Here is a 12,316-nt window from a genome sequence, read left to right on the forward strand (position 1 = left end):
ATTATCTGGTTTGTTATAATTTTTGAAGTATTGCCTCTTATTTGAACTCTTTTTTGATAGCACTCTTCGGAGTGCTTTTTTTTTAGTATCGATATCAGTGTATATAGATATTTTTTATCCTAAATACATGGTATTTTTTTTGTGAATAATTTAATTGATTTTTCATGGCAATTATAAATCGTATACAATGGAATTGCACTCATGCTTATTAATAATAATTTAATGTCTTTTGTTGCGATGGTGTTATATATTTCATCGTATTATTTTTTCTTTAAAATACCCAGGAGGAATATATATGATAACATGATTGCAGTTGCTGCTATTATTTTAACAATAGCCTTTAGTCTGCTTACAGGATGTTATCTGGTAGCGAATTGGTTTACAGGGATTGGTTTTGATGATTCTTTTTTCTATCATCTCCGTTTTGGTGTGGAAGGTGCTGGTATCAGTGAGTATAAAAATCTGATATTAATTTTTTCAATTATTCAGTGTATTTTTCTGGCTGTTATCATATTTTTTATCAGAGCATCGCGTAAAATTGATAGTAATAAATGTAACATCAAAAATGTTTTTCTTGGTTTTGTTATATCATTGACTGCTTATTTTTGTAATCCTGCATCATTAAATTTATTATCATATTTTTATTCCTCTCAGGGAGTTAACGACTTTTCCTCTTATTTTATTCAACCAAATGTGTATGACGACGTGATAGATAAGAAAAATATTCTTTATTTTTATCTGGAGGGTCTGGAGGGAACTTATATGGAGGAAACATTGTTCCCAGGCTTACTCCCTGAACTGCAAAAAATAAAAAAAGAGAGTGTTGCTTACACAAATATAGGACAAACAATCGGAGCCAGTTGGACAATTGCTGGAATGGTTTCTAGTCAATGTGGTTTACCATTATTATCTATTTTTACTAATAATGATTTTCATATGAAAAATTTTATGCCTAATGCGATTTGCCTTGGCGATATTCTAAAGTCAAAGGGCTATCACCTGGAATTTATGGGGGCAGCTGATACGAATTTTGCTGGTGAGAGACTTTTTTACCGGAACCACGGTTTTGTCAATGTTGCTGGTAAGGTGGAATTGTTGAGAGAGGGGGGGGATGAGAAGTATACAAATAGTTGGGGGCTATTTGACGATACCTTTTACTCTCTTTTAGATAAACATGTTGCTGGTTTAAACAGGAAAAATAAGCCTTGGGGGCTTTTTTCAAGTAATATTGGCACGCACCAACCTGACGGACATGTATCGCGTAGTTGCGAACACATAAAATATGGTGATGGAAAGCATAAGTTGCTAAATGCTATTCATTGTACCGATTATTTAGTTGGTAAACTTTATGCTAAGTTAAAAAGTGATGGTGTTCTTGAAAATACACTTGTAGTGTTTGCATCTGATCATCTTGCACCCCCTTCAGTTAATTTAACTGATACTCTTGAAAAAAAAGACCGCCATAATTTATTTATGCTCACTGGCGCAGGTATCAGAGCAGGGGAAAATGAACGCGTTGGCACAACATTAGATATAGCACCGACTGTATTGAGTTTTCTTGGCTATGGTTCTCAGCCCTTTGGATTGGGACGTAATTTAAATGGCGAACTGACAACATTAAAGGAAGCTTTTACCCTTAGTGAATATTTAAACCAAAAACTACTTTCCTGGCGCACTGTAATTGATATGGCTTTTTGGGGGTATCCACGGTTAACTGGACGGGTATCTATTGACCCTTTAACTCAAGATTTAAAAATAGGAGATAAAGTATTAAAGTATCCCTCTCTGATACGCTATACTCCGCAAGGCGTTATTCAAGAGGTATTCTACGGCAGCGATTCTATGTCTGGCGATAATCGCTTTCTTTTGGCATATTATCTTGTTAATACGCTAAGTAATAGCGAGCTTTTTTTATGGGTGGATCGCTGTCAGCAACTCTCGACTTTACATCCTGAGTTTTCTCGAAATGCTAATGAGTACTGTTTTTTCAACGGCTCGCTTGCATCTGAAACATCTATAACTGGCGTGATTGCACAGTCTGACGCAACATTTAACGTTTTGAGTGCTACTCCCCACGGGACATCAATTTCACGAGCCAATAGCTTGCGTCAAAAGCTTCGAGATGCCAATTTGGTCGATTGGGAACGATTTTCTTTGAAACTTCCTAAACTGTCTAAATTCCCATTCCTGGGTATGCAGTCGACAGGAGCTAGTGCGTTAGTCAAACATTCAAAAGTTGCAGAAATCGAAATGGAAGAGTCTGGGCTTTTTCTGACGCGTCTAAGCTATTGGTTTGACGAGAAGTTTGGAATTAAATATCGTGTTGATGTTATTGCTAAATTGGATGTTTGTGATAAATCTAAAGGACCTGTCGATATCTCAGTATTGCTAAAAAACAAGCAGTTGGATCCGACACTGACACCTATTTTTTATGCCATAGTTGGGAATGTTGATGAAAGCTGCCGAAACGGATTTTCTAATCTTCCGGTTAATGTAGCGCTTACGGGTCTTGATAAGGCATCGATTGGTGCCCCTTTCATCGCTTTACTAAATGAGCGGTATGAAGTTTTGTATCAGAAGTTTGCCACTCCTGACAAAACCATTGCGCTGGGTGTTATGCTCAACTAATAGCAATCTGTACCGGGTCGGCTCTGACCCGGTTTAACTATAAATTAGTGGCTTGTAACGACCCTGCCTTTTAATAGCTTTCTTACCCACAAACGATTCGGATTCAGCGCTGCCAGAGTTTCTCTGTCCATCGGTAACGGCTCGTTGCTCATTTGCGCCGCCAGAATTTCGGCCATCAGCGGAGCGGAGCATAATCCGCGCGAACCGAGCGCGCCAAGCAAATACAGATTGCGATAAATTGGGGCTTCTATGGCCCGTTCCTGGCGTTCGGCCAGCGAGGCGTATTCGCTTAATGTGCGATTATAGTCGGGCACATTGCCTGCCATCGGCAAATGATCGCGTGTTGCACAGCGCACGCCGCTGCGCGCTTTATTGGCGCTGACATCCACCTCCTGCACCCACTTAATCTGCGGCAAGCAGTCAATCAGGCGTTGGCGATTTTGCTGCTGATCTGCAGCGCTAAACGCGGTATCCGTTTGCCCACGATGATAGCTGGCACCAATGCAGTGCTGTTGATTGTTTGGGTTTTGCGGGGTCAAATAACCGTCATAACACAGGACCTGGCGTAGCTGTGATAGTCCTGGCGTGGTGGGAATATGGCTGACCTGACCAGCAACTGGATACATAGGAAGGTGTGTGGTCTGACTGAAGTCAGTTACCTGATAACCATTAGCCAGTACCGCGACCTCATGGTACTGCCACTGATTTAATTGCCAGCCGTCATTATCAGCGCTGATAGTCTCAACAGGATAATCGTAGTGAACATGTAACCCGCGAGTAGACGCTAGGGCGAACAGTTCGGCAGTTAGCTGCTGTGGACAGAGCCAGCCGCCGGCAGGGTAGGTTATTCCCCCGCAGTCGGTGTCGACACCGCAGGTTTGTGCAACGGTTTGGGCGTTAACGGCAACGGCGATTTCCGGCGGCAGATTGAGTTCAAGCATCTGGGCGATTTTCTGCGCGCTTTTTTCATTCCAGGCTAGCTGCGTAACGCCGCACCAATCGTGGTCAAACTGCACTGGAAGAGTGTCGTAGAGGCGACGTGCAAAGGTAAATGCCGCCGGGAAAAATCGGGCGAGGGCCGGATCATGTTGACTCAATAGAGGGTAAAGAGCCCCCTGACGATTGCCGGATGCGCCTTCTGCGGGGGCGCTGTCGGCGCAATATAACGTCACCTGCCAGCCACGACGCAGCAGCGCCAGAGAGAGCAGGGCGCTGGCGATGCCGCCGCCGATAATCGCCACATCGCGCTGCTCCGTTCCGCTACGGGCAAACCACGGAGTGCGCGAGGCGAAGTCGAGCGTTTGCTTCATTTCGCCGACAAGCATTTCGCGTTTGCGACCAAAACCTTTGCGTTTCTGCATGCTGAAACCAGCTTCTTGCAGCCCGCGACGAACAAAACCGGCTGAGGTGAAGGTAGCCAGAGTTCCGCCGGGTCTTGCCAGTCGGGCCATCGCTGAAAAGAGTTCCGGCGTCCACATATCCGGGTTTTTTGCAGGCGCAAAGCCATCGAGAAACCAGGCATCCACCTGTTGATTAAGCGAATCATCAAGCTCGTTAGTGAGTTCATTGATATCGCCAAACCACAAATCCAGCGTTACACGTCCGTCATCCAGTAGCAGACGATGGCAGCCCGCTAACGGTTGCGGCCACTGAGCCTGTAGCTGTTCAGCCCATGGCGTAAGCTCCGGCCAGTGCTGGTGCGCCAGAGAAAGATCGTCGGCCTTCAGCGGAAATTTTTCGAAACTGATGAAATGTAATCTTTGCAGGGTAGCTTCTGGATTATCGCGGTGAAAAACGTCAAACGCCTGCCATAGCGTGAGAAAGTTTAGCCCGGTGCCGAACCCACTTTCAGCAACGATAAATAATGGGCGCGGATGAATGGGGAAACGTTCGTTAAGCTGGTTACCGCCGAGGAAAACGTAGCGAGTCTCTTCCAGGCCATTATCATTGGAAAAGTAGACATCGTCGAAATCTCGGGAAACAGGTGTACCCTCAGCATTGAATTCCAGGTTGGCGGGTTGTATGGCGTTTTGTTTCACGTAAGTTACTCGAATCACAAGGCGTAGAACGATCTTAACGATGTGTGCCTGAGGGCGCAAATTTATACACAATTTGGCTGATCGGACTTGTTCGGCGTACAAGTGTACGCTATTGTGCGACTCGAAACTTAAAATAGTGCGACTTACAGAGGTATTGAATGAAACGTGCAGTGATTACTGGCTTGGGCATCGTTTCCAGCATCGGTAACAACCAGCAGGAAGTCCTGGCATCTCTGCGTGAAGGACGTTCAGGGATCACTTTCTCTCAGGAGCTGAAGGATTCCGGTATGCGTAGCCACGTTTGGGGCAACGTAAAACTGGATACTACTGGGCTCATTGACCGTAAAGTAGTGCGCTTTATGAGCGACGCATCAATCTATGCTTATCTGTCTATGGAGCAGGCGGTTGCCGACGCAGGTCTGGCACCAGAAGCTTACCAGAGCAACCCGCGCGTTGGCCTGATTGCAGGTTCCGGCGGCGGCTCCCCGAAATTCCAGGTCTTTGGTGCAGACGCCATGCGCAGCCCGCGCGGTCTGAAAGCCGTAGGCCCATATGTAGTGACTAAAGCGATGGCTTCCGGCGTTTCCGCTTGCCTCGCAACTCCGTTCAAAATTCACGGTGTGAACTACTCCATCAGTTCCGCTTGCGCCACTTCTGCGCACTGTATCGGTAATGCTGTTGAACAAATTCAGTTGGGCAAACAGGATATCGTTTTTGCTGGCGGCGGCGAAGAGCTGTGCTGGGAAATGGCCTGTGAGTTCGACGCGATGGGCGCGCTGTCCACCAAATACAACGAAACGCCTGACCTGGCTTCCCGTACCTATGATGCCAACCGCGATGGTTTTGTTATTGCAGGCGGCGGCGGTATGGTTGTGGTTGAAGAGCTGGAACACGCTCTGGCACGCGGTGCGCACATCTATGCGGAAATCGTCGGCTATGGTGCAACGTCCGATGGCGCTGACATGGTAGCTCCGTCTGGCGAAGGTGCGGTGCGCTGCATGCAGATGGCGATGCACGGCGTTGATACCCCGATCGACTACCTGAACTCGCACGGTACTTCCACGCCAGTTGGCGATGTGAAAGAATTAGGTGCGATTCGTGAAGTGTTTGGCGACAACAGCCCGGCAATCTCGGCGACCAAAGCGATGACTGGCCACTCTCTGGGCGCGGCTGGCGTGCAGGAAGCTATCTACTCTCTGCTGATGCTGGAGCACGGTTTTATCGCGCCAAGCATCAACATTGACGAGTTAGACGAGCAGGCGGCGGGTCTGAACATCGTGACTAAACCGACTGAGCAAGCGCTGACCACGGTTATGTCCAACAGCTTCGGCTTTGGCGGGACTAACGCCACGCTGGTGATGCGCAAATACAGCGCATAACGTGCGAGCTTTGAAAAGGGGAGCCTGACGGCTCCCCTTTTTGTATTCTTGACAGGGCCCGGCGTGAGCAGGCACACTGCGGGCGAAAACATTATTCTCCCCAATAATGCGTAAGCGTATAACGTCATCCAACGCGCCTTAACCCTGATAATCAGGTGGAGAGGGCGTGGTTATCACCTCGCCTTACTCTGCGAACTGGAGTAAAGCATGTCCGCAGTGACTGAAACAAAAAACACCTCTTCAGCGAATGGATCGCTGTTTCGGATTACTTTCGCCGTTTTTCTTACCTACATGACCGTGGGTCTGCCGCTGCCAGTGATCCCGCTGTTCGTTCATCAGGAACTGGGTTTTGGTAACACCATGGTTGGCGTCGCCGTTGGTATCCAGTTCCTTGCTACCGTGCTAACACGCGGCTATGCCGGTCGCCTGGCGGATCAGTATGGTGCAAAGCGCTCTGTACTTCAGGGCATGCTGGCCTGCGCGCTGGCAGGCGGTGCCTGGCTATGCGCTGCGCTGCTGCCGGTATCCGTTATGGCGAAGTTTGGCCTGCTGGTACTTGGGCGTTTGATCCTCGGCTTTGGTGAAAGCCAACTGCTTACCGGTAATCTGAGCTGGGGGATGGGGCTGGTTGGCCCTGCACGTTCAGGAAAAGTGATGTCATGGAACGGCATGGCGATATACGGCTCGCTGGCGGCCGGGGCTCCGCTGGGGCTGCTGATCTACAGTCATTATGGCGTAGCGGTGCTGGCCTGCGTCACCATGGCGCTGCCGTTAGTCGCCTGGGCAATTAATGGCACGGTACGTAAAATACCTGCTCACGGCGGTGAGCGCCCGTCGCTATGGAGCGTTGTAGGGATGATCTGGCGCCCCGGTATCGGCCTTGGATTACAGGGCGTCGGCTTCGCGGTGATTGGCACGTTCGTCTCCTTGTATTTCGCCAGCCACGGCTGGGCAATGGCTGGTTTTACGCTGACCGCATTCGGCGGCGCTTTCGTATTGATGCGTATTTTGTTCGGCTGGATGCCGGATCGTTTTGGCGGCGTGAAGGTCGCTATTGTCTCGCTATTGATTGAGGCAATAGGCCTGGCTCTGCTTTGGCAGGCGCCAAATGCCTGGGTAGCCCTGGCGGGAGCGGCGCTGACTGGCTGCGGCTGTTCGCTTATATTCCCGGCCCTGGGTGTGGAGGTGGTGAAACGCGTACCGCCGCAGGTGAGAGGAACGGCGCTGGGCGGCTATGCTGCATTTCAGGATATCTCTTACGGCGTCACTGGCCCGCTTACTGGACTATTGGCAACGTCTCTGGGCTACTCTTCTGTTTTCCTCGCCGCAGCGATATGCGCAGTGCTGGGGATTGTGGTCACTCTGATTTCATTGCGTAAATAGATTCATGCTTCGGCCCTCGGTGTGCGAGGGTCGATTCTGTTCTTTCCTAAATCATCAACCACAGCAAGCCAAACACCACGATTAACGTCAGCGTGATGACCCACGGTTTTTTGCACGCTAGCCTGAGTGAAGAGGGGGGAGCCTGAACCGGCGGGATGACTAGCGTCTCCTGGGCTCTGGCGACCCGCAGTACAAAAATTTTATTGAGCAGCGTTAGCAACTGCGCAGCGCTCAGAGGCGTTTGCGCATTCGCATGCCAGTTGGTTTGCGCAAAACTGATCACTCTCTGCCACTCCTGAGCCTCAAGCGGTTGTTTCAGCGCAGCTTTTAGCGATGTGAGCGTCGGTGCTGCCTGCGAGCTAAGCGTTTGCCGCGCATGGAGCCAATATGAGAGCGGGGTAAAGTGGGTGGCCGGGATCAGTTCACCGGTTTTCACGCCGCTAAGTTCCAGCATGGATTGCCAGATAAGCTTGCTGGATTCGCCGGTGGCAGCGGCAAGTTTTGTCACCTGTTGATTCAGCGTATTGTGCTCTGCTGGCAGCAGTGGACGCCGCGTTGGCGGACGCTGCAGTGGCTGAGGGATCGACAACTGACCGCTTTGCAGTAATTGCAGGACATTTTCCAACTGCGGGAGGGTCAATGCATGCAGTGCCGTCTGTCCATCATGCTGGCGGATGTAATCGCTGACCGCCTGGCGATTATTTCCCTGATTCAAAAGCTCGGTTAACTGCGCCAGAATTTGCCGACGGTGATGATTTTGTTGTGCGAGGATTAAGCGCTCACTCAGGCTGTGCTCGGCGGCCTCAAAATGGCTCGCCAGCAGCGGCGCGTCGTTTTTCAGGCTCAGATCGTGTTTGACGCAGGCCCACACCTCGGCATTCTGCTGCGATGTTAACGCCACCAGACGCGTAATCAGCCGCTCAAGTACGGTACGCTGCTGCGTGGTAAGCGGAGGTTCGCCTGTCCCCGGAGGGCGATCGGACATACCTGAAACGGGTTGTGTCATGACTAATCCTTCTACATAAGGCCGGGGGATGATGTTCCTGGCGGCGAGATTATGGCACACTTCCCCGGTTTACTCTCGCTCTCAGACAGGTACTGAATCGTGAAAATCCTCGTTGATGAAAATATGCCCTATGCGCGTGAGCTTTTTAGTCGCCTGGGGGAAGTGAAGGCCGTTGCTGGTCGTCCTGTTCCAACTGAAGCGCTGAATGACGCCGATGCGCTGATGGTTCGCTCGGTCACCAAAGTTAACGAAACGCTGCTCTCCGGCAAGACTATCAAATTTGTCGGCACCGCGACTGCGGGTACCGATCATGTCGATCAGGCGTGGCTCCAGCAGGCGGGGATTGGTTTTTCCGCAGCACCAGGCTGCAATGCCATCGCGGTAGTAGAATATGTGTTTTCGGCGCTGTTAATGCTGGCTGAACGTGATGGTTTTGCGCTGACCGATCGCACGGTTGGGATCGTGGGGGTAGGCAACGTCGGCGGGCGTCTGCAAAAACGCCTTGAGGCGCTGGGGATCAAAACCCTGCTCTGCGATCCTCCGCGCGCCGATCGCGGTGATGAAGGCGATTTCCGCACTCTTGATGAACTGGTGCAGGAAGCTGATGTTCTGACTTTCCATACGCCGCTCTATAAAGAAGGGCCGTATAAAACGCTGCACCTGGCGGATGAGACGATGATTAGCCGCCTTAAGCCGGGGGCGATTTTAATTAACGCCTGCCGTGGGCCGGTGGTTGATAACGCCGCGCTGCTCAGGCGTTTGCAGGACAATCAGGCACTAAGCGTGGTGCTTGATGTCTGGGAGCCTGAGCCCGATCTCAATACCGAATTGCTTAAGTGGGTTGATATTGGCACCGCGCATATTGCGGGCTATACCCTTGAAGGCAAAGCGCGCGGTACGACGCAGGTTTTTGAGGCTTACAGCGCGTTTATCGGTCATCCGCAGCAGGTGGCTCTGGACACTTTGTTGCCCGCGCCTGAGTTTGGTCGCATCACTTTGCATGGGCCGCTCGATCAGGCAACGCTAAAACGACTGGCGCATTTGGTGTATGATGTGCGCCGCGATGATGCGCCGCTGCGAAAAGTCGCCGGGGTTGCTGGCGAGTTCGACAAGCTGCGCAAAAACTATCAGGAACGCCGTGAATGGTCTTCGTTGTATGTTCAGTGCAGCGACGAACCGGCGGCGACGCTGTTGCGTCAGTTAGGCTTTAATGCCATGCATCATCCCATCCGTTAATATCTTCTTAATGCTCCTGCTGGATAATCCGGCAGGGCCGCTTTTTTCTGGAGTACACCACCATGTCTGAAGGCTGGAATATTGCCGTACTGGGCGCAACGGGCGCCGTAGGCGAAGCCCTGTTCGAAACCCTTGCCGATCGTCAGTTCCCGGTGGGGGATATTTATGCGCTGGCGCGTAATGAAAGCGCCGGTGAGCATCTGCGTTTTTCGGGTAAGTCGGTTATCGTTCAGGATGCTGCTGAATTCGACTGGACTCAGGCCCAACTGGCCTTTTTTGCCGCCGGTGCAGAAGCGAGCGCCGCGTATATCGAAGACGCCACTAACGCGGGTTGTCTGGTGATTGATTTAAGTGGTCTGTTTGCGCTTGAACCGGACGTGCCGCTGGTGGTGCCGGATGTGAACCCGTTCGTGCTGACGGATTACCGTAATCGCAACGTTATTGCGGTACCGAATAGCCTGACCAGCCAGCTGCTTGCAGCGTTAAAACCGCTGATCGATCAGGGTGGCCTGTCGCGTATTAGCGTGACCAATCTGCTGTCTGCTTCCGCTCACGGTAAAAAAGCGGTCGATGCGCTGGCGGGACAGAGCGCTAAATTGCTTAACGGCATTCCGGTTGATGAGGACGATTTCTTTGGCCGCCAGCTGGCGTTCAACATGCTGCCGCTATTGCCCGATCGTGAAGGTAGCGTGCGCGAAGAGCGTCGTATCGTCGATGAAGTCCGCAAGATTTTGCAAGATGACGGCCTGATGATCTCCGCAAGCGTGGTGCAGTCCCCGGTATTCTACGGTCATGCGCAAATGGTCGGCTTTGAAGCGCAGCGCCCGCTGTCGGCGGAAGAAGCGCGTGATGCCTTTGCCCGTGGTGAAGATATTGAGCTGTCCGAAGAGGGAGAGTTCCCAACTCAGGTCGGAGATGCCTCCGGCACCGCGCGCCTTTCCATCGGCTGCGTGCATAATGATTATGGTATGCCGGAGCAGGTGCAGTTCTGGTCAGTGGCCGATAATGTCCGTTTTGGCGGCGCGCTGATGGCGGTGAAAATCGCTGAGAAACTGGTCCAGGAGTATTTGTACTAATGTCTGAGATGGAGCAGCCGCCGGTCTATAGAATTGCGCTGGGCATTGAGTATGACGGTAGCAAATACTACGGTTGGCAGCGGCAGAATGAAGTTCGCAGCGTGCAGGAAAAACTGGAAAAGGCGCTTTCGCAGGTTGCTAATGAACCGGTGAGCGTCTTATGTGCTGGTCGTACCGATGCCGGAGTTCATGGTACCGGTCAGGTGGTGCATTTTGAAACCCGTGCGTTGCGTAAAGATGTGGCATGGACGCTGGGCGTAAATGCGAATTTACCTGGCGATATAGCAGTACGTTGGGTGAAGCAAGTTCCACCGGACTTTCATGCCCGGTTCAGCGCCACGGCGCGCCGCTATCGCTACGTCATCTATAATCATCGCCTGCGACCGGCGGTATTAGGTCGCGGCGTGACTCACTATTACCATCCCCTGGATGCTGAGCGGATGCAGCGCGCGGCCCAGTGTCTGCTGGGGGAAAATGATTTCACCTCGTTTCGTGCGGTACAGTGCCAGTCGCGCACCCCGTGGCGTAACGTGATGCATATTAACGTCACCCGTTATGGTGCATATGTGGTGGTGGATATCAAAGCGAATGCCTTTGTACATCATATGGTAAGGAATATTGTAGGCAGTCTGATGGAAGTAGGTGCCGGTAACCAGCCAGAGAGCTGGATTGCAGAACTTCTGGCGGCAAAAGACAGGACTCTGGCCGCCGCAACGGCAAAAGCGGAAGGATTGTATCTGGTGTCGGTGGATTATCCGGCCCGTTACGACCTGCCGGTAATGCCGATGGGCCCGCTGTTTCTGGCGGACTAACCTGGTTATTAAGGGCTAACGCAAATTATGGATCTGATTCGTTTTTTAATTGATTTTATTTTACACATTGATGTGCACCTGGCTGAGCTGGTCGCGCAATACGGCATCTGGGTATACGCGATTCTGTTTTTGATTTTGTTCTGTGAAACCGGTCTGGTTGTCACGCCGTTCCTGCCAGGTGACTCTCTGCTGTTTGTTGCGGGTGCTTTGTCGGCGCTGCCGACTAACGATCTCAATGTGCACTTGATGGTGGCGCTGATGGTGGTTGCCGCGATTATCGGCGATGCGCTGAACTACACCATCGGGCGGCTGTTTGGTGAAAAGTTATTCAGTAATCCCAATTCAAAAATTTTCCGCCGCAGCTACCTGGATAAAACCCATGGCTTCTACGCTCGCCACGGCGGCAAGACCATAATCCTTGCGCGTTTTGTCCCGATCGTCAGAACCTTTGCGCCGTTTGTGGCGGGAATGGGACATATGTCCTATCGTCATTTTGCGATGTATAACGTGGTTGGCGCGCTGCTGTGGGTACTGCTGTTCACCTACGCGGGTTATCTGTTTGGCGATTTGCCGATCGTGCAGGAAAATCTTAAGCTGCTGATCGTGGCGATTATCGTGCTTTCCGTGCTGCCTGGGGTGATTGAAATCATTCGTCACAAGCGTGCTGCGGCGAAACAGGCGAAATAACGTTGCGGTTATCTTCGGGCGGTATGCCGCCGTCCGAAGAGTGAAGTGTGAGCGGTTCGACCACTTTTTT

At 51.2% G+C, this 12,316-nt stretch carries 9 protein-coding genes; 7 read left to right on the forward strand and 2 right to left on the reverse strand.

Going from position 1 to position 12,316, the window contains the following annotated elements; genetic code table 11:
* Positions 1-201: 201 nt before the first annotated feature.
* Entirely contained in the window at positions 202-2,628 is a 2,427-nt protein-coding gene (locus HV213_RS09105; protein WP_181485446.1) for a sulfatase-like hydrolase/transferase, read from the forward strand.
* 44 nt (positions 2,629-2,672) lie between these two features.
* Here the strand turns inward: HV213_RS09105 and mnmC are convergent, their stop codons facing one another.
* Complete coding sequence (gene mnmC / locus HV213_RS09110) at positions 2,673-4,667, reverse strand: bifunctional tRNA (5-methylaminomethyl-2-thiouridine)(34)-methyltransferase MnmC2/FAD-dependent 5-carboxymethylaminomethyl-2-thiouridine(34) oxidoreductase MnmC1 (RefSeq protein ID WP_181485447.1); 1,995 nt, start codon at positions 4,665-4,667, stop codon at positions 2,673-2,675.
* 158 nt (positions 4,668-4,825) lie between these two features.
* On the opposite strand from mnmC, the gene fabB reads away from it, so the two are divergent.
* Entirely contained in the window at positions 4,826-6,046 is a 1,221-nt protein-coding gene (gene fabB, locus HV213_RS09115; protein ID WP_181485448.1) for a beta-ketoacyl-ACP synthase I, read from the forward strand.
* 207 nt (positions 6,047-6,253) lie between these two features.
* Positions 6,254-7,429, forward strand: a complete 1,176-nt coding sequence (locus tag HV213_RS09120; RefSeq protein WP_181485449.1) for an MFS transporter — start codon at positions 6,254-6,256, stop codon at positions 7,427-7,429.
* Positions 7,430-7,475: 46 nt separating this feature from the next.
* Here the strand turns inward: HV213_RS09120 and flk are convergent, their stop codons facing one another.
* Positions 7,476-8,435 (reverse strand): flagella biosynthesis regulator Flk, encoded by a 960-nt coding sequence (gene flk / locus HV213_RS09125; protein WP_181485450.1) that lies wholly within the window; start codon positions 8,433-8,435, stop codon positions 7,476-7,478.
* Between the two features lie 99 nt (positions 8,436-8,534).
* Here flk and pdxB point away from each other — a divergent pair, with 99 nt between their 5' ends.
* The 4 genes from pdxB to HV213_RS09145 all read left to right on the forward strand — a co-directional run bounded on the left by pdxB (position 8,535) and on the right by HV213_RS09145 (position 12,246).
* Positions 8,535-9,671, forward strand: a complete 1,137-nt coding sequence (gene pdxB / locus HV213_RS09130) for a 4-phosphoerythronate dehydrogenase PdxB (protein ID WP_181485451.1) — start codon at positions 8,535-8,537, stop codon at positions 9,669-9,671.
* Positions 9,672-9,733: 62 nt separating this feature from the next.
* Positions 9,734-10,747, forward strand: coding sequence for an aspartate-semialdehyde dehydrogenase (locus HV213_RS09135; protein WP_181485452.1), 1,014 nt, complete (start codon positions 9,734-9,736; stop codon positions 10,745-10,747).
* Positions 10,747-11,559 (forward strand): tRNA pseudouridine(38-40) synthase TruA, encoded by an 813-nt coding sequence (gene truA, locus HV213_RS09140; protein WP_110272245.1) that lies wholly within the window; start codon positions 10,747-10,749, stop codon positions 11,557-11,559. The genes HV213_RS09135 and truA overlap by 1 nt, the downstream gene beginning before the upstream one ends.
* 27 nt (positions 11,560-11,586) lie before the next feature.
* Positions 11,587-12,246 (forward strand): DedA family protein, encoded by a 660-nt coding sequence (locus tag HV213_RS09145; RefSeq protein ID WP_110272246.1) that lies wholly within the window; start codon positions 11,587-11,589, stop codon positions 12,244-12,246.
* The last annotated feature ends 70 nt before the right edge of the window (positions 12,247-12,316 follow it).

Source organism: Klebsiella sp. RHBSTW-00484 (assembly GCF_013705725.1).
Lineage (GTDB): Bacteria > Pseudomonadota > Gammaproteobacteria > Enterobacterales > Enterobacteriaceae > Klebsiella.